The organism is Empedobacter sp. UBA5924 (assembly GCF_002431085.1).
Taxonomy (GTDB): domain Bacteria; phylum Bacteroidota; class Bacteroidia; order Flavobacteriales; family Weeksellaceae; genus Empedobacter; species Empedobacter falsenii_B.
The window spans coordinates 1-20,359 of sequence record NZ_DJDM01000026.1 but is presented as its reverse complement, the minus strand read 5'-3'; the positions used below and the strand labels follow the sequence as shown (position 1 = coordinate 20,359).

Here is a 20,359-nt window from a genome sequence, read left to right as displayed (position 1 = left end):
TTCTTCCATTAATCAACAAGATATTCAGTTATTATACTGAGATGCAAAGTTAAATATTATATTTTTGTATCACCAAAAAAAAGCAAACAAAATTTACATATTTATTAAAATGTTGAAAATTATTAAAATAGGAGGCGGAATTATCGATAACGAGCAAGACTTAGAACAATTCCTACAAACGTTTTCCGAAATTAAAGAACCTAAAATTTTGGTTCATGGAGGAGGAAAAGGTGCTTCGAAGATGTTAAATCAATTGGGAATCGAACCAAAAATGATCGAAGGTCGTCGCATTACAGACAAACCAACATTGGATGTTGTGACAGGATTATATGCTGGAAATTTGAACAAATCTATCGTTTCTAAATTACAAGAATTTGGATGCAATGCATTAGGTTTATCTGGTGCAGATGGTAATGCAATCAAAGGTTCTAAGCGTCCTGTAAAAACTATTGATTATGGTTTTGTTGGAGATTTGAATGATGAAAGTGTCAACAAAGAATTATTTCAATTATTAATTGATAACAATATCACATCAGTAGTTTGTGCGATTACACATGATGGAAATGGACAATTGTTGAATACTAATGCAGATACTATTGCCTCTACAATTGCGGTTGCTATGTCACAAGAAAATGAAGTAGAATTAAATTTCTGTTTTGATAGAATTGGCGTACTTCGTGATGTAAATGATGACACAACATTGATTCCAAAAATTAACGAAACTTTATATTTGCAGTTAAAAGAAGAAGGTGTAATTTTCGAAGGAATGATTCCAAAATTAGACAATTCATTCAAAGTAATCAATGCGGGTGTAAAAAATGTATGTTTGGTGCACGCGCGCAACATTAACTCAGAGATTAAAACAATTTTATGTTAGAATTAACTGTTCTCAAAAAGAAAGCTGTCGATTTGTTGTGTCAATTAATCGAAACTCAATCTTTTTCGAGCGAAGAAGATAAAACGGCCGATATTATTTTCAAGTTTTTAACTGATCATGGTGCTACGGCTCATCGTCAGAATAACAATGTTTGGAGTATTCATCCAAATTTTGATGAGAACAAAAAAACAATTTTATTAAACTCTCATCACGACACTGTAAAATTTGGCTCTTCTTGGACATATGATCCATTAAAAGCTACAATCGAAGGTGATAAATTAGTAGGTTTAGGAAGTAACGATGCAGGAGCTTCTGCGGTAAGTTTATTAGCCACTTATATCAATTTTTTGAATGATGATTTACCATTTAATCTAATTGTCGCAGTCACAGCTGAAGAAGAAAGTTCAGGACAATTAAATGTTGCAAGTATTTTACCTAATTTACCAAAAATCGATTTGGGAATTGTAGGTGAACCTACGCAAATGGACATGGCAATTGCAGAACGTGGTTTGGTTGTAATGGACGTAATTGTAAAAGGGAAAACTGGACATGCTGCAAGAAACGAAGGTGTAAATGCAATTTACGAAGCGATTGATGTGATGAATTGGTTCAAAACGTATCAATTCGAAAGAGTTTCGGATATGTTAGGACCAGTTAAAATGACGGTTACACAAATTGAAGCAGGAAAGCAACACAATGTTGTGCCAGATGAATGTCGTTTGGTTGTAGATTGTCGTGTAAACGAATTGTACTCAAATCAAGAAGTTGTTGATATTATTTCAAGTTGTTTACCAAAAGCAGAAATTAAAGCACGTTCGTTGCGTTTAAATTCTTCACGTATTTCAGAAAATCATCCAATTGTACAAAAAGGAATCGAATTAGGTTGTACAACATATGGTTCGCCAACAATGTCGGATCAAGCAATGATGAATTTCGAAACGGTAAAAATGGGACCTGGAGATTCAGCTCGTTCTCATACACCAGACGAATATATTTATTTATCCGAAATAGAACATGGAATTGAACGATATACAAGTTTATTAAAAGATTTTACGTTTTAAATTAAGAATAAACTCTTATAATCGAAAAAGCATCTTCATACAATTGAAGATGCTTTTTAATTTTATCAAAACTGATAATTAAAACCTGCAAAACATAAAGATATGTTCTAAAAATTAAACACAAAAAAAGAGGCTAATTAATTTTAGCCTCTTTTTTTATATATGAAATTAAGTCTTACTCAATTTGCATTTTAACTGGAATGTTGAAATTCAACTTCGCAGCACGACCATCTTCTGTTTGAGCAGGTTTGATCGTTTTCCCTCTTTTTTGTTGACGTTGTGTAATACGCTCTAAAGCTTTTTTAGCTTCAGGACCTAACTTAGCATCACCCATTGGAGAAATTCCAACGATTCTACCTTCAGTGTCAATTTGGAAAGAAAGTTTAGCAGCTACTACACCAGATAAACCTTGACCAGCAGCGTCATTCGCAAAATCTTGCAACTCGTCTTGTAAATCTTGTGATAACTTTTTAGATAAACAGTCTGTTGCAGCTTGTTTACCTTTTGCAGCATCTTTCTCACAACCAGGATATACCGCCATTACAGCCGCTGTACGAGCAGTTACTGTAGATGGAGCTGCAGGTTCTGTACCTTTCCCTGGATTAGGAGTACTTGGTGTATCCTTTGGTGCTTCTTTTTTAGTATTTACTTCATTAGCACCTCCAGTTTGTGTTGTTGATTTTGGCCCTTCTCTATCTACTAAACCTAAATCTTTATCGGCCATTTCCTTTACTTCGACAATAGGCTCTTCTTTTTTAGGCTGAGCTTTAGGTTCTGGCATAACCACTCTAACCTGAGCTGTTTCTTCTTGATATCTTTGTTCTGGCTCTGGCTTTGGTGGCTCTGGTTCAACCACTTCTTCCTCTTTTGGAGGCTCAGGAATATTCAAATCCTCAAGCTGAACATCTACGACTACGTCTTCTGACTTTTTACTTTCAAACAAACCTGTTGCAGAAGCAATAAGACCAAAAGCTAAAATCGCAATTACTATAAATCCACGAATGAAAGCTTTCAATAATGTACTCTTCTCAGACATTCTCATGTCATAAGCTCCATACGCTTTATTTCTACCTTCAAATACAATCTCGTCTAAGGATTTTAGTTTGTTGTTATTTTCTGACATTTTAATTCTTTTAAATTTAACAATTAAACTAATTATTTACCTACTTTTTCGTCGAACACTTTTTGTTCAAAAGGTGCAACAGGTACGATTCCGTAACGAGTAGACTTTGTAATTTCCATTTCATCTAAGATAGTTACTAAATTATCATACGTAGCATCATCCATAGGTTTGATAATTACAGTAAACTTATCTTTATCTGCTCTACCTTGTGCTGCTGTAATAACATCACGAATTTTAGAGTAGTCAGTTTCATTTAGAGTTCCTCCGTTTAATCCTGCCTGATCTTGTTGATGCCAAAATAACTTATTATCCTTTCCAATTAAAATTGATATAGAATTATTCAATTTTATTTCTGGTTTATCAGTTGGATCTAATTTGTCAATTTTTGGAGGCATATTCAAGTTCATTACATTTGGTTTGATCGATGTCGCCGCAAACATAAAGAAAGTAATTAATAAGAAACCTAAATCAACCAAAGGAGCCATATCGACTTTCGTCGAATTCTTTTTGGAACGGACTTTCTTTCCGCCACCGTCATCGTGACTTTCTATTTGTGCCATTTTCTAATTTCTTAATAATTATTCTTGAGATGTAATTAACTGGAACTTATTCATATTTTTCATTTGCAATTGTTGAATCAAATTCTTGAATTGAATATATTCAGATTTTTGATCCCCTTTAATTGCCAAGAAAATATCTGGGTTCACTTCTTTTGCTTCAAATACCCAATCAATTAATTCTTGATTTTTGTTCGGTATCGTATCTAATGGAATACCTGGATGATATGATTGTTGTTTATCAGTAGACTGATTCAAATAATTTCTCATCTCTTTCATTGGTACACCAAACTCTACTATGCTTTTGAATGCATTCTTTTCAGCATCTGTAAACTTTACTCCGTACTTATCACCCATTCTTTCTAATGTAGGAATACGATCTTTTTCTTCTAATCCGAATAAGAACTTACCTTCACCATCAATTTTAATGATCATCATGTTTTCAGCAGCCATTTTTTGGTTCGAAACAGATGTTGGTGTTACGACAGGAACAACTTCAGGTTCTCTAAAGTTAGATGTCAAAATAAAGAAAGTTAACAAAAGCCAAGCCATGTCAGACATAGCTGTTAAGTCCATCGAAGGACCTCTTCTTTTTGGTTTTACTCTTGCCATTTTCTCTGTATTATTAATTAATATTCTAAATTGTTTGTTGTTTGATTTTGTCCTTATACTATCCTTCTAAGGCTTCGTCAATTGAATATTAATTGTGAGCAGAGAAAGATTGTTGGATACTCATTCCTACTTCGTCAATTTTGAATGTTAAATCATCAATTTTAGAAGTTAAGAAAGCATACATAATAATAGCGAATGCAGAAGCACCAATACCCATACCTGTATTAATTAAGGCTTCGGCAATACCTACTGATAATTGAGCTGCATCTGGAGATCCTCCTCCTTCACCTAATGCGAAGAATGCTTTAATCATACCGATTACTGTACCCATTAAGGCAATTAACGTACCTACAGAAGCAATTGTAGAGATAATAGTCATGTTTTTCTCTAATGTTGGCATTTCTAATGTAGTCGCTTCTTCTAACGTTTTACCTAATTGAGCTAATTTTTGCTCTTTGTTTAACGTTGTGTCGTTTTCTAAAGCTTTGTAAGTTGTTAAACCTTCTTTAACTACGTTACCTACAGCTCCTTTTTGTTTGTCACATAATTCGATTGCTTTGTTAACTTCATTTTTGTTTAATAAAGCACGAATGTCATTTACAAACTTCTCAGCAGATCCAGTTCCTTTTGCTTTGTTTAAAGCGATAACACGGTCAATAGAGAAAACGATTACCATAAAGAAGAAAGACATTAAGAATGGAATAATCACCCCTCCTTTATGAATAATTCCTAAAAAGTTCAAAGGATTACCTTTTTCTACATCACCTCCTTCGAAATTACCTTCTGCTCCAAATACAAACTTGAAAATCCCCATTGCGATTGCAATTAAAATGATCATAGTAATCACAGGGTTAAGACCTCCCTTTTTAGTTTTAGCTGGTACTGTTACATTCTTTTCCATTTACTAATTCTTTTAAATATTATGATTTTTATTAATGTGGGTGTAAATTAAGTGAAAATTTTTTAATTCTTCTAAATTTTTTACGTTGTTATCATATTAAATTTTCAATCTACTTGAAATCAATAGAATTTTTTACTGATTTGACAATTAAAAAATAATCAAAACAATATATCTAATATTAAACAATGTATAATTTTATTAAAATCAGCCTTTCCACAAAAAATAACCTATCGCAAATTTATTCAATAATTATACATATTTATATTTTTTTTTAAGAATTAAATTATTATTTTGACTTTTGCACTTCAATAATTATAAATGCTATGAAAGTTTGTATTGCCGAAAAACCTAGTGTTGCTAAAGATATCGCAAAAGTAATTGGTGCGAATCAAAAGCACGATGGATACTATGAAGGAAATGGATTTCAGGTCACTTGGACTTTCGGACACTTGTGTACATTAAAAGAACCGCAAGATTATACACCCGAGTGGAAAAGCTGGGATCTTAATTATTTGCCAATGATTCCGCAAAGTTTCGGAATTAAATTAATTGCAGATAAAGGTGTCTCGAAACAATTTCATATCATCGAAAAATTAGTTACGAACGATCAAGTCGACGAGATAATAAACTGTGGCGATGCTGGACAGGAAGGTGAATTGATACAACGTTGGGTTTTACTTAAAGCGCGTGCTAAAGCGCCAATGAAGCGTTTATGGATTTCTTCGTTGACAGAAGAAGCGATTAAAGAAGGTTTTGATAATTTGAAAGATGGAGAAAAATATTTCAATCTTTTTTCTGCTGGACAAGCGCGTGCGATTGGCGATTGGTTATTAGGAATGAACGCTACACGATTATTTACCAAAAAATTTGCGCCGCCAAAAACGGTTCTTTCTATTGGTCGTGTCCAAACACCTACATTAGCAATGATTGTTCAGCGTCAAAAAGAAATCAATGCGTTTATTATTGAGGAATATTGGGAATTGAAAACGATTTTCAAAGAAGTAGAGTTTAATGCGACAATACCTCGTTTAAAATCTGAAGAAAAAGCCAAACAAGGTTTAGATTTTATAAAAGATCGAGAGTTTGAAATCATTGATTTCGAAGTAAAAGAGGGGCGTGAAAAAAATCCTCGCCTATTCGATTTAACTGCTTTACAAGTAGAAGCGAATAAAAAATATGCGTTTTCGGCAGAAAATACCTTAAAATATATACAAAGTCTTTACGAGAAAAAATTTGTGACCTATCCTCGTGTTGATACCACTTATCTATCGGAAGATATTCATCCTAAAGTTCCTGGAATTTTAAATAAATTAACCGCTTATCAAAATTTGATTGCCCCTTTGATGGCACAACCAATTCCGATGTCGAAAGCAGTTTTTGATAATACAAAAGTAACCGATCACCACGCTATTATTCCTACAGAAATCTTTCCACAAGGTTTATCGAACGAAGAAAAACGTATCTATGATTTGGTTGCACGACGTTTTATTGCTGTTTTTTATCCAGAGTGTAAAGTTGCCAACACAACTGTCGAAGGAAAAGTTGAAAATAATGGAAAAGACGGTCAACTTTCTGCTATAAATTTTAAAGCAACGGGAAAACAAATTCTCGAAATGGGTTGGCGCGAAGTCTATGCAAAAGATAAAAAGGAAGACGAAAAAGATGAGGAAAAAATAATGCCGATTTTTGAGATTGGTGAAAAAGGTCCTCACGAACCATTTATTCACAAAGGAAAAACAACTCCACCAAAACATTATACAGAAGCAACTTTATTGCGAGGAATGGAAACTGCTGGACGACAAGTGGATGATGAAGAAATGCGCGAATTGATGAAAGAAAATGGAATTGGTCGACCTTCTACGCGTGCAAATATTATCGAAACCTTGTTTCGTAGAAAATACATAGAAAAGAAAAAACGTAATATTATCGCCACACAAACTGGTATTGATTTGATTGATACCATTCAAAATGAATTATTAAAATCTCCTGAATTGACAGGTGTTTGGGAACGAAAACTTCGTTTGATTGAAAAAGGTGAATACGAATTAGAACAATTCAAACAAGAATTGATCGAAATGGTTTCGAAACTAACATTTGATGTAAAAAATAGTTATTTCAGACCGATTGCTTCGCATCAAAATTCAGTTCAAACAGAGGAAAAACCTAAAAAGGAACGTAAACCAAAAGAAGAAATTAATTTGGAAGACGCTACTTGCCCAAAATGTAAAACACATAAACTAGTAAAAGGAAAAGCAGCTTATGGTTGTGCAAACTTTGCAGCATGTGGATTCAAAATTCCATTTGAGTTTATGAGTAAAAAATTAACCGATAAACAAATTTTGGATTTGTTAACCAAACAAAAAACTGGCAAAATGGCTGGTTTAATCAATCCTGAAAATGGAGAAAAAGTTACTGGTAAAGCTATTTTGGGAATGAATTTCGATTTAGAATTTGAAGAAATGTAAAAATAAAGTGAGTTTCGAAATTCGAAACTCGCTAATTATATTTCTCCAACGTTTCTTTTAAAATTGTTTTGACTTTTTCTTTCAATTTTTTAGGTTCGATAATTGTAACTGAACGACTCATAGAAAGAATTTCGCTGATAAAATCTTCGGTCAAAAATAATTCTAATCCAATTAAAACTTCATCGTTTTTAGTTTCTAAAATTTGTTGAGATTCATGCAAAGGCAAAGATTCTAAATACGCTGCTTGTTTTTTGGTCACAGAAAGCACTATTTTTTCTGGTTTTTCTGAACTTGGAACAATAATCCCGAACGAATATTTGTACTTATCATTGTAATTAAACTCGATATTATCGTCAATTTTATCTCTAAAAATCGAAACTCTATTCATTCGTTCCAAACCAAAATTTTTGACAATTCCTTTATCATCCGCAATCAAATACCATCGGTTATTGTGCTCTCTAATTGCAATTGGAGAAACTTTACGAATCGTTTCTTTTTCCTCTCCAAATTTTTGATAATGAAATTCAATTTTCTTTTTTCCTTGAATTGCTTGTACAATATCTGGTAAAAATTCGGCGCGTTTTGGCTTTCTTTTTTCCAAATACACAATAGATTCGAGCGAATTTGTCAATTTCAAAGCAGAAAAACTATTAATTTCTTCTAAAGTTTTCAGAAATAAATCAGAGCTATAATCGTCTTGAATAATATAATATCCACGCTGACTGCGACTATACATTATATCAATTCCCAATATATTTCTGATTTCTTGAATATCGCGCTGTAATGTACGTTTAGAGAAATTAAACTCTAATGTATCATCATTAAGTTGAAGCATTTCAAATTCTCGTTCCAAAAAACGCTCTAAATCTTCATAAGAACAATATTTTTGTTGTGATAATTTACGAACAATATTGAAATAACGCGCGATATAACCTTGTTTTGACATTGAATTGGAAGTGTTTGAGCAAACTTAAGTTATCTGTAATTAAAAACAAAAAAAAGTAACATTTCATTACAAAATGTTACTTTTTCTTCATTAATAAAAATGAAATATTCGAAAAAACGGATTCTATTTTTTAGATTTTTTTACTTTTGTTTTTGCATCTTTCGTAGCTGCTTTTACATCTTGTACCGCCGCTTCTATTGTTGTTGTAGCTGAGTCTACCGTAGCTGCCGCTGAATCTACTACTACTTCTGATGTTATTTCAACTGGAGTTGTGCTATCTTCAACTTTCGCTGTTTCGATGAAATTAGAAAGTTTATCAACAATTTCTGCGTTAGAAGTTGGTTCATTCTTCACTTTTACGCTTAAGAAAATTGATGGTGCAGCATTATCTTGAATATAATTTGATTCGTTTTGATAAACTCCGTCATTTTTAACAGCTGTTGAATTTAAGTTTTCTGTTAACTCTTTTGCTACTTTAACTGTTTCGTTAAATGCAACATTTTGTTTAAAAACAACTGCGGCAACTTTATTTGTATTATCATCAGTTTTTTCAAAATTTAATGTCATGATTAACTCAGGTTTTAAACTATCGATGATTGATCTTTTCTCTTCATCTTTTAATCCTTTCGTTAAATCTTTCCATAAAAGAACCTGAACATTTTCTTTATTCAAAGATTCTAACTTTGTTTTAAATTCTGATGCGATATTTGTTCCTGATTCTACAGCGATATTATCTACAATATCTAAAATGACAACTTTAGGTGCATCTTCTACAACTTTATTTGTAATTTCTGTTGTAGGAACTTTTATTTCATTTTTTGTAGTAAAAGAGAAAGAAACTAACCCTATTGCTACGACTCCTAATACTTGCGTCAATTTTTTCATAATAAATGTGTTTTGTTTAAAAATGATACTTTTTAAATAGTTAGTACATTTTAGAACTTTGCAGACACTGTTCCGAAAACTCTTAATTAATCCTAATAAATGTTATAGTTTTCTTAATTGACTGATTTTATAAGGGATTCAGAGGAGTTAAATTTATCATTTTTCAAAATTTAGAAAATATAAAACATAAAAAAAGCTCAACTAAGTTGAGCTTTTATATTATTTACATGCAGCAATTATCTGCACAAAATCATCATATTTTAATGAAGCACCACCAACAAGACCACCGTCGATATCTGGTTGAGCAAAAATTTCGTTCGCATTCTGTGCATTTACACTTCCTCCGTACAAAATACTTGTATCATTCGCGACTTCTACGCCAAATTCATCCTTCAAAACTTTACGAATAAATGCATGAATTTCTTGCGCTTGCTCTGGTGTAGCTGTTTTTCCTGTTCCAATTGCCCAAACTGGTTCGTAAGCAATAATCAAACGAGAAAGATCTTCTGGTTTTTGTGCAACTAAAGCATCCATTAATTGAGTTTTTACAACCTCAAAGTGTTTATCAGCTTCACGTTCTTCTAATTTTTCTCCAACACAAAGAATTGGATTAATTTGATATTTAAAAGCTTGTTTCAATTTTTCAGCAATCACAATATCCGTTTCTCCTTGGTATTCTCTACGCTCAGAATGTCCAATTATAGCGAAATCTAATCCGATACTATCCAATTGTTCTGCAGAAATATCTCCTGTATAGGCTCCTTTCTCGTGAGCAGAAATATCTTGCGAAGAAATCTTAACATATTGTTCATCTACAGCTTCTAACAATGTTTGTAAATAAATAGAAGAAGGCGCAATAATAACTTGTGCAATTGGATGATTATCTGCCACCCAAGCATTAAGGTTTGTTGCTAAATGAATCGCTTCTTCATAATTTAAGTTCATTTTCCAGTTTCCTGCTACTATTCTATCACGCATAAAAAAGTGTATTTTATTTGATTTTGGTTTTAATATTTACTGCAAGATAATTATTTATCGTGAAATTATTACTGATTTATTTTATGCGAACGCGAGGATCTAAAATTCCGTAAAGAATATCGACCAAAATATTAATCACAATAAACATCACAGCAATCACTAAGACAGCTCCCATCACAATTGGTAAATCTAATGTATTCAATGCATTTACGATTTCTTTTCCTAAACCATTCCAACCAAAAACAAATTCCACAAAAACCGATCCTGCCAACATCGACGCAAACCAACCTGAAATTGCTGTAATTACAGGATTTAAAGCATTTCGTAATGCATGTTTTGTAATCACCGTTTTTCTAGAAAGTCCTTTTGCAAAAGCTGTTCGGATATAATCTTGGTTCAAAACTTCTAACAACGAATTTCGTGTTAATTGCGTAAAAACCGCTAACGGACGCGAACCTAATGTAATTGCTGGAAGAATTAAATTTTTCAACATCAAATGTTTTCCTTCTCCCAAATCATCCACTTCATATAGACTTCCAATCATATTCAGCCCTGTAATATCATGCATTAAAAAAGCAAAAATATAGGCAATGATAATTGCCGAAAAGAAAGACGGAATACTCATACCAAAGCTTGTTACGACCAACAAAACTCTGTCAATCCATGTATCTTTCATCAAAGCAGAAACAATTCCCAACACAACACCAATTATCGTTGCAATAATAATGGCTGCAATTGCCAAAACCATTGTATTTGGTAAAGTTTCTCCAATAATTGTACTGACGCTTTTTCCTTGTTTTTGAAAAGATTCACGCAAATAAGGCGTTTTCAAAACCATTTCATTTGTTCCGAAATCTATCAATTTTGTGTAATTGTATTTATCAGAACTTAATGAAGTATATGTTGTATTGTTTTCGTCAATATTATGAAAAGAAATCGGTGACAAATCATTAATATAAAACGCATATTGTTTCCATAAAGGTTGATCTAAACCTAAGTTTTTTCGAATTTGAGCCAATTGCTCTGGATCTTCTTTTTGATCAAGCATCATACGCGCAGGGTCTCCAGGAAGTACCGAAAACAATAGAAAAACTACACTTACTACACCAAAAAGTGTCAAAAATCCGTAGAAAATTTTATTTAAAATATAATTAATCACTTGTTAAAATAAATCTTCTAATTGATTAAGCGAAGGAAAATCATTGTCATGATATTTCGCTTTCACCGTTCCTTTTTCTAAAATCATCACACCTGGATTAGAGCGAATAATTGTTTTCATTGTTGTTTGATCCATAAAACAATTTTCAAGTTCCAAACCTTTAATCGGATTATTTGAAACCGAAACAACTCTATATCCTTTATATTTAGAAGCTTCTTTTCCTAAAATATTCAATTTTTCAATTTGCTTCTCATTTACCTTTTCAACAAAAGGAACAACAAAAACAATCGCTTTCGGAGCATTTAGAATCTCAGAAGTTTTATCAATGCCATTACAATCAAAACTAAAATCATGAATTGGAGGTTCGTACCCTTTTTTCTCGACAATAGTTCGTGTTTTATCCGCTTCAATTACCCAAGGCGTTCCGTGTTTGTACCATTTGTCATCAGCAATATATTGCGCATCATCAATTTCGACTACTTTACCATCAACACTGTTTTTCATCGTGTAAATCGTTTTATACGTTGTTGGTTTCAAACCTAACTCTTGCGGAGATTTCATTCCTTCAATCAAATTTTTGCCAACTGCATAAGATCTAAAATCGATAATTGGTAAATGATTAATTCCGATATAAGCAATAATTGCAGAACCTAAAATTGTTATAAAATTGATTACGTAATTCGCTTTTTCGACAAATAATGGTTTGATATATTTTTGACCAATCACTAAAATAATGATCAACACCAAAAGCACAACATCTTTGTAAAATGATGTCCAAGGTTCTAACTTTAGTGCATCACCAAAACATCCACAATCGGTTACTTTGTTGAAATAAGCTGAATAAAATGTCAAAAATGTAAAGAAAATAATCGTTAACAATAAAGCTATTGTTGTAAATCTTTTCCAAACGCCAAGCAATAATAAAACGCCTAAAACTATTTCAAAAAGTGAAAAGAAAGTTGCCAAAGGCAAACTCAAACCTTCTAAAAATGGAATGTTAAGAACTGTTGGCGAAAAATATTCTTCTAATTTGAAACTTAACCCAATTGGATCTACATTTTTTACAAATCCAGAAATTATAAAAATAACTCCAACTATAATTCGGGCAAATTGAACTAAATACCTCATGAAGCTTTCTTTTCGTTAATTAAAATCATTGCGAAAATCGAATAATTAATCATATCCAAATAATTTGCATCTAAACCTTCAGACACAATTGTTTTTCCTTTATTATCTTCGATACTTTTTGTGCGCAAAACTTTCTGATAAATTAAATCTGTGATCGAACTTACACGCATATCTCTCCAAGCTTCACCGTAATCATGATTTTTTTTCATCATCAAATCGTGCGCAATTGTTGCATATTTATCATAAAATTCGATAGCTTGTTCGTCTGTCAAATCTGGCTGATCTGCAAAACCAAGTTCCAACTGAATCAATGCCATAATCGAATAATTAACGATTGCCACAAATTCTCCTTCTTCGTCTTCATCAACCAAACGCTCCGCTGCTTCTTGCAACGTACGAATACGGTTTACCTTGATAAAAATTTGATCTGTTAAAGACGGCAAACGCAGTACACGCCAAGCTGGACCGTAATCTTGTAATTTTTTTGTATATAAATCTCGACAAACAGAGATGATTTCTTTAAATTGAATTGAGGTATTTTTCATAATTTCGTTTCGATTTCAAAAATAATTGAAATTGCTTAAAGAACTTCTAAGATATGACAATTAATTGTAATGGTCGTTTGATTGATTTGAACGAGCCTAAAATTATGGGAATTTTGAATACAACGCCAAACTCTTTTTACGATGGTGGCAGTAATCAATCGATGAATTTGATTTTAGAAAAAGTTGAAAAACACTTGTCCGAAGGTGCCGATATGATTGATGTTGGTGGTTATTCGACAAAACCTGGAGCAGAAAATATTTCGGAGCAGGAAGAAATTGATAGAACTGCACCAATTATCGAAAAAATTATTGAAGAATATCCAGAATTGATTATTTCGATTGATACTTTTCGAGGAAATGTTGCACGTGAAGCTGTAAAAGTTGGTGCTTCTATTATAAATGATGTTTCGGGTTGGGAGTTAGACGAAAATATGTTTGATGCAATCAAAGAACTTCGAGTTCCATACATTTTAATGCATATGAAAGGAACGCCAAAAACAATGCAAAATAATCCTGCATATGCAGATATTACGCTGGAAGTAAACGAATATTTTTCCAAAAAAATTGCGCAATTAAAAGCTGCAAAAGTGAATGATATTATTTTAGATCCTGGTTTTGGTTTTGCAAAAACATTGGATCATAATTATGAATTATTCAATAAAATGGAAGCTTTAGGTTTTGAAGGTTTTCCTTTGCTGATCGGAATTTCGAGAAAATCGATGATTTATAATTTATTCGAAACAACTCCGCAAGAAGCTTTAAACGGAACTTCTGTCCTGAATATGGTTGCGTTACAAAAAGGTGCAAAAATTTTGCGTGTGCACGATGTAAGAGAAGCAAAAGAAACCTTACAAATTTTCCAAAAATTGAATCAAAAATAAATAAGAAAGCCACTAAAAAGTGGCTTTTATTTTTAATCAATGATTTTACTATTTGGAAAGAAAACTTTGAACGTATCAACAATATTGATATCCGAAGTCAAAATTTGCCAATGTGAATCTTTCACAAATTCAAACACAACTTCGTTGTCGTATAAATTTTCATCCTCAATATTTACATGCAAATTATTTTCTTTTCTATCTCCAATAATCAACGCCTCCGTTACATGTTCCATTTTATAACACAAACTTTCTAACTGATCATATTCCACAAAAATTCCGTCTTGTTGATCAATCACTTCTTGCAATTCGAAAACCGAATATTCGTCCGTTTCACTTTCACCATCAACCCAAAGAATTTTCCAAAAATAATCCTGTATATCTTTTATTGGAGCAATCACCTCTTCCATTCGTTGAATTTGGTTTTCGTCTTCTCCGTAAATTTCTATTTTATAAGTTTCCATATCTATTACAAAATTAAAAAAGTAACTTCAAACGGAAGTTACTTTTTTACAATTTTATACTTTTTCTAACTCATGTTTCACACGTTTTTCAGATTTGATATCCATAACCTGAATCGATTCTTTGCTAAAAATCTTGAACGAATGTTCATGTTTTTCTAAGAGAAAATCATAAGGTCCTTTTGGTGCAATTAATTTCACTAAAACTGGCGCAGTTTCTAACGAGATAAACACAAGAGCTATAAAAATAGCTGCAGTCCCTAAAATTGGATTATTAACTGACAATTCGTCTAAAGCCTGCATACGTGCAGCAAAACCATTGTAATTCTCTTCGGTTGGTTTAGCCGCATCAATTTCTTTTTCTTTTGCAACATTCAATCGATCTAATTCTTTATTAATTTCAGCTAAACGAGGCGCAGATTGTTGAATATAAGTTTCGATTTCGGCAGCTTTTTGTTTTTTCAATTCTGCTTTTCGTTTCGCATTTGGTCCATAACCTTCGCGTCCAGTTGTTGTTTCAGTTTGTGTACCAACAACTTCTTTTTCCAACTCGGTAGAAGCTGAATTATACTCATTTCTTAATTTATCAATTTCTGCATAAATTTCTTTTCGTTCATTCGAAAAAGGCGTTCCCAATTCAGCATAACGCGCATCAATTCCTTTTTGTAATTCCGTTTTATTTCGATTGACAATAATATTTAATTGCTTGTTAATTTCTTTCTCGAAAATTTTTAATTCTAACGGTTTCGAAATCACAATACCTAATAAAATTGCAACCAAAATACGTGGCAAAGCAATAAAAAACTGACGAAAAAATCCACCTGACTTTTTCATTGATGTGACAATATATCGGTCAAGATTAAAAATCATTAATCCCCACAACAAACCAAAACCTGTTGCTGCATATATATTATCAAAAACAGTATTCAGCGCATATCCAGCAGACAAAGCCGCCAAAATTCCTGTAAATAATATGACACCTCCAATACCAACATGTTTGTTGATATCTGTTGGTGTTTTTTTCAAGAGTTCAAGACTACTCCCTGAACAGATGATTAAAAATTTCTGTAGTCCATTCATTTTGCAAATATAGTACTTTGTATAACATATTATTAAATATCGTGCCAAAAAAAGCTGACAATCAAATTGTCAGCTTATATTTTCAAAAAATTTACTTAAACAAAATTAAGCTTGTTTTTCGATTTTAATTCTCCATCCATAAGGATCTTCTGCTAATCCGTATTGAATATCTTTTAATTTCTTTTTCAATTGTAATGCAAAAGAATCTTCTTCAGCTAAAGTTGGTAATTGAGCACGCTCTTCACCAAATCCAACTGCATCGTATTGTGTAATTACAACAGCAGTTCCACATCCAAATACTTCTTTTAATTCTCCTGATTTGTAAGCATCATACAATTCTTGTACTTCTACAGGACGTACTTCTACTTCATATCCACTATCTTTTGCTAAAGTTAAAACAGAATCACGTGTTACTCCGTTCAAAATACGCTCAGACGTTGGCGCTGTTAAAATTTTATTTCCGATACGTACCATCACATTCATTGTTCCTGCTTCTTCAATGTATTTATGCTCGATAGAATCTGTCCAAATTACTTGATCATAACCATCTTTTTGAGCTTCAGAAGTTGGAAAGAAAGATCCAGCATAGTTTCCTCCACATTTTGCAAAACCAACACCTCCCTGAGCTGAACGACTATAATAATCAGCAATTTTTACTGATAAAGGTTTATCGTAATAATTAGGAGCATAAGCTAATAAAATAGCAAAAATATATTCGTTAGATGCCCTAGCAGAAACTGCTTCTTCTGTTGCGAACATTACTGGACGAATATATAATGACGTTCCGTAATCTTTTGGTACCCATTGACGATCGATATCAATAATAGCTTCTAAACCATCAATAAAAATTTCTTTCGGAATTTGAGGCATATTAAGACGTGCCGCAGATAAATTAAAACGCTCGAAGTTTTTCTCTGGACGGAAAATAAACACTTCTTCGTTATCATTTTTGTAGGCTTTCATTCCTTCAAAAATTGTTTGACCATAATGGAAAGACATCGCTGCTGGAGTCATTGAAATTGGTCCGTAAGGAACAATTTTTGGCTCATCCCATTTACCATCTTTGTAATGCGCGATCAACATGTGATCTGTAAACTCTTTCCCAAAAGTAGTAGAGTTAAAAACTGAATCGTTAAATTTTGATTCAGCAATTTTTTCTATAATCATTTTATGATATATTTTGTTTGTGCTTATCAAAGGTACATTTTATTTGCACTTTTTCATAATAAATATCATAACTTTCGACGATGAAAAGAATTATTCAAGAAACGGAAGATGGATCTAAAACTATCTATATTGAAGATTGGGATGAATCTTATCATTCTAAGCATGGCGCTGTACAAGAGGCTTTTCATGTATTTATAAAAAATGGATTTCATCATTTTACAGAAACAAAAAATCCTATAAAAATTATAGAAATTGGATTAGGTACGGGACTTAATTCTTTCATTACTTTGATGGAAGCTGAAAAACATAAAACTCCAGTGCAATATGTTGGAATTGAAAAATTTCCAGTTTCTGATGAAGAATTTGAATTGGTGAATTATTTCGAAAATGTTTTCAAACTTTATCCGGAATTTGAACATCGAAAAGAAGAGTTTTTAGATTATTATCAACAATTATTTCATTCAAATTGGGAAAATTGGAATAAAATTTCTCCATATTTTGAAGTTAAGAAAGTGGAAGAAGATTTTTTCAATCTGAAAAATATCAACGAAAATAATTTTGATTTAGTTTATTTTGATGCATTTGGTTCTCGTGTTCAACCAGAATTATGGGAAAAAGAATTGTTAGAAATTGTTGATTCTTTAACTAAAAAATCTGCCATTTTTACCACTTATGCAGCGAAAGGAACCATAAAAAGAGGTTTGAAAGATTTGGGCTATATTGTACAAAAACGTCCTGGGCCTCCAGGAAAACGTGAAATGATGGTTGGTTTGAAGGACTTTCCATTTGATAAATAATCTCCTTTATCATTAATTATAAAAATCGTAAATTTGCGCTGGAAAACAATTTGATGTTTTCTACATTTTTTTATGACAAATTATATCGAATATAAATTTAAAGTTGCGGAAGTAGAGCCTTTTAATGAAATTATTATTGCAATGATTTCTGAACTACCCTTTGAAAGTTTTGTTGAAAACGAAGAAGGTTTTGATGCTTACATGCCAAAAACTGACGAAAATATTGACCAAGTAAAAGAAGTGATTGATTCTATCGAGAATATTGATTTTTCTTATACGCGTCAAGAAATTGAACAACAAAATTGGAATGCAACTTGGGAAGAAAATTTCAAGCCAATTTTAGTGAATGACCAATGTTTGATTCGTGCAGAATTTCACGAAACAGTTGAAAATATTCCGTACGAAATTATCATTCAACCAAAAATGTCTTTTGGGACTGGACATCACTCTACAACACATTTGATGGTAGAATATATCTTGGAAACTGAATTTACAGGAAAAGATATTTTGGACATGGGCTGTGGAACGTCAATTCTTGCAATTTTAGGAATGAAACGTGGTGCAAATTATGCAGAATGTATCGATATTGACGAGTGGGCTGTGGAAAATTCTATCGAAAATGGAAAACGAAATGGTGTTAGTTTAGATGCGAAAATGGGTGATAATTCACTTTTGGGAAGCAAACAGTTTGACATTATTTTAGCGAATATCAACAAAAATATTTTAATCAGTCAAATTCCTTCTTACATCAATGTTTTGAATGAAAATGGTGATTTATTTTTAAGTGGATTGATGGAGCAAGATTTTGATGATATCTTAGCTTTTTGTACAGAAAATGGTTTGAAATTTGTATCTAAAAAACAACGAAATGAGTGGATTGCGCTACATTTCAAAAAATAAAATGATATGACAAAATACGCAACGCAACCCATGTGGGAAACGGAAAAAGATTCGGCTGTTGATGTATTGGAACAGGAATCACACAAATATCAAATTATTGTTTACAATGATGATGTGAATACTTTTGATTGGGTAATCGAATCGTTGATTGATGTTTGTGAACACACGCCAGAGCAAGCGGAACAATGTTCTATTTTGATTCACTACAAAGGTAAATGCGAAGTCTTGACGGGTGAATTAGAAGATTTAAAACCTCGATGCACAGAATTATTGAACCGAGGTTTAAGTGCAGAAATTATTTAGAATTTCTTAATAATCATATAAAGCAAAATCAGAATCGTCTAATGTTACATTGGACGATTTTTTGTTTTGATCACTCACTATATACGAATCATAGATCTTCTCGTAAACATGATTTTCTGTTTTTGTATCCACAACTTCTGTAGATTTTTCTGTAGAATTAATCACAAAAGGAGTTACAACCAATGCTAATAGCAATATACAAGCAGCAGCCCACCAAATATTGAAATGTACAACTTTTGTTTCTTTTTTATCAATAGTTTTCGATAAAATTGACTGTTCTAAATCGTCAAAATAATTAGTAGGGGTTGTATAATTTTCCTTTTGTTTTAAGCTTTTAAAATAAATTTCATCTTCTAAATTCTTAAAATAATTCTCTGGAACCTTAAAATTATTTTTTAATCCATTTTCTTTCATATCATTCATAAGACAAAAAAAAGTTAAAAAGGTTTAATCTTCATCCTCTAAAAATTCTTTAATTTTTGTAACTGCATGATGATAAGACGCCTTTAGCGCACCAACAGATGTTCCTGAAATTTCAGAAATTTGTTCATATTTCATTTCATCATAATATTTCATCATAAATACTACGCGCTGCTTTTCTGGCAAACTTGCAATCGCTTTTTGTAGTTTCAACTCAATTTCATCACCTGTAAAATACTCATCCGTAGATAAATCATCTGCAATATTCATCGAATAATCTTCAAACGAAACATTTTGTTCTTTAGCATTTTTATGAATAAAATTGATGGTTTCGTTATAAGTAATCCTAAAAATCCATGTCGATAATTTTGATTCATTTTTGAATGAATTCAAATTTTGATAGATTTTTATAAAAACATTTTGAGCAATATCATCTGCGTCTTCATGAATCAAAACCATACGACGAATTTGCCAATAAACTCTCTGATGATAATCTTTTACAAGAAGTTTAAAAGCCTGTTCCCAATCCTTATCTAAAATGTGATCTAATATTTTCTGATCCAATTAAGTAATATTAAGCTGTAAAGCTATTAAATTTCAAATGATAAACTTCTAATAATTTTGAACATAGTTTATATTTTATATTTTTTTTATGAAATCAAATCCATATTCCACATATACTTAAGTATGAACCTATCAATAAAAGTATATTTCTATTGAAAAATTTATTTGGGCATTCACTCGCTCTATTCCTCGTATTTATACAATCTCCCTCAATTATCTCTTAATAATTCAATAACAAGAAATGTAAATCGCTCGGTCGGGCTATCCGTTGCAATCTTTTGTAGAATAAAATTCTATTACAAGTAAGAAAATCCAATTTCTACAAAAGGATTTAGACTACTCTCCCTAACGCTGGTTGTAAGTTCTGAGTTAGTTGCAAAAAGGAAGCTTCCTTTTTATCAAGAAGAAGCTTCTAGTTGACTAATTAGAAGCTCTTGTTGGATGAAAGCAAGCTTCTTGTTTTATAAAACATAGTCTGGAGATGTGGTAGCTTACATTTTACTTTGTACATTTTACAAAAAAGTATACCCACAAAAAAAGCCTCAAGTTGTT

General features: G+C 31.9%; 22 protein-coding genes. 7 read left to right on the top strand and 15 right to left on the bottom strand.

Going from position 1 to position 20,359, the window contains the following annotated elements:
• Positions 1–109 precede the first annotated feature (109 nt).
• A complete protein-coding gene (gene argB / locus B3792_RS07200; RefSeq protein ID WP_038336859.1) occupies positions 110–877 on the top strand; it encodes an acetylglutamate kinase in 768 nt (255 codons plus the stop codon).
• On the top strand, positions 871–1,938 hold the full coding sequence (locus B3792_RS07195) for a M20 family metallo-hydrolase (protein WP_038336860.1): 1,068 nt from the start codon (positions 871–873) through the stop codon (positions 1,936–1,938). Before argB ends, B3792_RS07195 begins: the two co-directional genes overlap by 7 nt.
• Before the next feature lie 175 nt (positions 1,939–2,113).
• Here the strand turns inward: B3792_RS07195 and B3792_RS07190 are convergent, their stop codons facing one another.
• The 4 genes from B3792_RS07190 to B3792_RS07175 form a co-directional block, all read right to left on the bottom strand.
• Entirely contained in the window at positions 2,114–3,061 is a 948-nt protein-coding gene (locus B3792_RS07190) for a hypothetical protein (RefSeq protein ID WP_038336862.1), read from the bottom strand.
• Positions 3,062–3,093: 32 nt separating this feature from the next.
• A complete protein-coding gene (locus B3792_RS07185; RefSeq protein ID WP_038336863.1) occupies positions 3,094–3,621 on the bottom strand; it encodes an ExbD/TolR family protein in 528 nt (175 codons plus the stop codon).
• Positions 3,622–3,639: 18 nt separating this feature from the next.
• Positions 3,640–4,230: a biopolymer transporter ExbD gene (locus B3792_RS07180; RefSeq protein ID WP_280037740.1), complete on the bottom strand. Its 591-nt coding sequence runs from the start codon at positions 4,228–4,230 to the stop codon at positions 3,640–3,642.
• 88 nt (positions 4,231–4,318) lie between these two features.
• Complete coding sequence (locus tag B3792_RS07175; protein WP_038336866.1) at positions 4,319–5,131, bottom strand: MotA/TolQ/ExbB proton channel family protein; 813 nt, start codon at positions 5,129–5,131, stop codon at positions 4,319–4,321.
• Positions 5,132–5,454: 323 nt separating this feature from the next.
• Here B3792_RS07175 and B3792_RS07170 point away from each other — a divergent pair, with 323 nt between their 5' ends.
• Positions 5,455–7,596, top strand: a complete 2,142-nt coding sequence (locus tag B3792_RS07170; RefSeq protein WP_291069219.1) for a type IA DNA topoisomerase — start codon at positions 5,455–5,457, stop codon at positions 7,594–7,596.
• A gap of 31 nt (positions 7,597–7,627) precedes the next feature.
• On the opposite strand, the gene B3792_RS07165 is transcribed toward B3792_RS07170, so the two are convergent.
• From B3792_RS07165 to B3792_RS07140, 6 genes are all read right to left on the bottom strand, one after another.
• Positions 7,628–8,542, bottom strand: coding sequence for a helix-turn-helix transcriptional regulator (locus B3792_RS07165; protein WP_291069217.1), 915 nt, complete (start codon positions 8,540–8,542; stop codon positions 7,628–7,630).
• A gap of 123 nt (positions 8,543–8,665) precedes the next feature.
• Positions 8,666–9,427, bottom strand: a complete 762-nt coding sequence (locus B3792_RS07160) for a hypothetical protein (RefSeq protein WP_038336870.1) — start codon at positions 9,425–9,427, stop codon at positions 8,666–8,668.
• 219 nt (positions 9,428–9,646) lie between these two features.
• Positions 9,647–10,405, bottom strand: a complete 759-nt coding sequence (tpiA, locus tag B3792_RS07155) for a triose-phosphate isomerase (RefSeq protein ID WP_114999079.1) — start codon at positions 10,403–10,405, stop codon at positions 9,647–9,649.
• 76 nt (positions 10,406–10,481) lie between these two features.
• Positions 10,482–11,564: an ABC transporter permease gene (locus tag B3792_RS07150; protein WP_291052799.1), complete on the bottom strand. Its 1,083-nt coding sequence runs from the start codon at positions 11,562–11,564 to the stop codon at positions 10,482–10,484.
• Between the two features lie 3 nt (positions 11,565–11,567).
• The gene (locus B3792_RS07145) at positions 11,568–12,692 is read right to left on the bottom strand and encodes a BT_3928 family protein (RefSeq protein WP_291046814.1); all 1,125 of its coding nucleotides are present in this window, start codon (positions 12,690–12,692) and stop codon (positions 11,568–11,570) included.
• Complete coding sequence (locus tag B3792_RS07140; RefSeq protein WP_038336876.1) at positions 12,689–13,237, bottom strand: DUF1599 domain-containing protein; 549 nt, start codon at positions 13,235–13,237, stop codon at positions 12,689–12,691. Before B3792_RS07140 ends, B3792_RS07145 begins: the two co-directional genes overlap by 4 nt.
• Positions 13,238–13,290: 53 nt before the next feature.
• On the opposite strand from B3792_RS07140, the gene folP reads away from it, so the two are divergent.
• The gene (gene folP, locus B3792_RS07135) at positions 13,291–14,118 is read left to right on the top strand and encodes a dihydropteroate synthase (RefSeq protein ID WP_291069215.1); all 828 of its coding nucleotides are present in this window, start codon (positions 13,291–13,293) and stop codon (positions 14,116–14,118) included.
• A 32-nt stretch (positions 14,119–14,150) separates the two neighbouring features.
• Here folP and B3792_RS07130 read toward each other — a convergent pair whose 3' ends face one another.
• The 3 genes from B3792_RS07130 to B3792_RS07120 all read right to left on the bottom strand — a co-directional run bounded on the left by B3792_RS07130 (position 14,151) and on the right by B3792_RS07120 (position 16,823).
• Positions 14,151–14,579: a hypothetical protein gene (locus tag B3792_RS07130; RefSeq protein WP_125350302.1), complete on the bottom strand. Its 429-nt coding sequence runs from the start codon at positions 14,577–14,579 to the stop codon at positions 14,151–14,153.
• A 54-nt stretch (positions 14,580–14,633) separates the two neighbouring features.
• On the bottom strand, positions 14,634–15,656 hold the full coding sequence (locus tag B3792_RS07125) for a DUF4407 domain-containing protein (protein WP_286496044.1): 1,023 nt from the start codon (positions 15,654–15,656) through the stop codon (positions 14,634–14,636).
• Between the two features lie 105 nt (positions 15,657–15,761).
• Positions 15,762–16,823: a branched-chain amino acid aminotransferase gene (locus B3792_RS07120; protein WP_280038161.1), complete on the bottom strand. Its 1,062-nt coding sequence runs from the start codon at positions 16,821–16,823 to the stop codon at positions 15,762–15,764.
• Positions 16,824–16,903: 80 nt separating this feature from the next.
• Between B3792_RS07120 and mnmD the strand changes: the two genes are divergently transcribed.
• From mnmD to B3792_RS07105, 3 genes are all read left to right on the top strand, one after another.
• Complete coding sequence (gene mnmD / locus B3792_RS07115; RefSeq protein ID WP_114999065.1) at positions 16,904–17,620, top strand: tRNA (5-methylaminomethyl-2-thiouridine)(34)-methyltransferase MnmD; 717 nt, start codon at positions 16,904–16,906, stop codon at positions 17,618–17,620.
• A gap of 72 nt (positions 17,621–17,692) precedes the next feature.
• Complete coding sequence (gene prmA, locus B3792_RS07110; RefSeq protein WP_291069213.1) at positions 17,693–18,520, top strand: 50S ribosomal protein L11 methyltransferase; 828 nt, start codon at positions 17,693–17,695, stop codon at positions 18,518–18,520.
• 6 nt (positions 18,521–18,526) lie between these two features.
• Positions 18,527–18,823 (top strand): ATP-dependent Clp protease adaptor ClpS, encoded by a 297-nt coding sequence (locus B3792_RS07105; RefSeq protein WP_180905936.1) that lies wholly within the window; start codon positions 18,527–18,529, stop codon positions 18,821–18,823.
• Positions 18,824–18,829: 6 nt separating this feature from the next.
• On the opposite strand, the gene B3792_RS07100 is transcribed toward B3792_RS07105, so the two are convergent.
• Both B3792_RS07100 and B3792_RS07095 read right to left on the bottom strand, forming a co-directional pair.
• Entirely contained in the window at positions 18,830–19,246 is a 417-nt protein-coding gene (locus B3792_RS07100; RefSeq protein WP_125350307.1) for a hypothetical protein, read from the bottom strand.
• 24 nt (positions 19,247–19,270) lie between these two features.
• The gene (locus B3792_RS07095) at positions 19,271–19,807 is read right to left on the bottom strand and encodes an RNA polymerase sigma factor (protein WP_125350308.1); all 537 of its coding nucleotides are present in this window, start codon (positions 19,805–19,807) and stop codon (positions 19,271–19,273) included.
• Between the last annotated feature and the right edge of the window lie 552 nt (positions 19,808–20,359).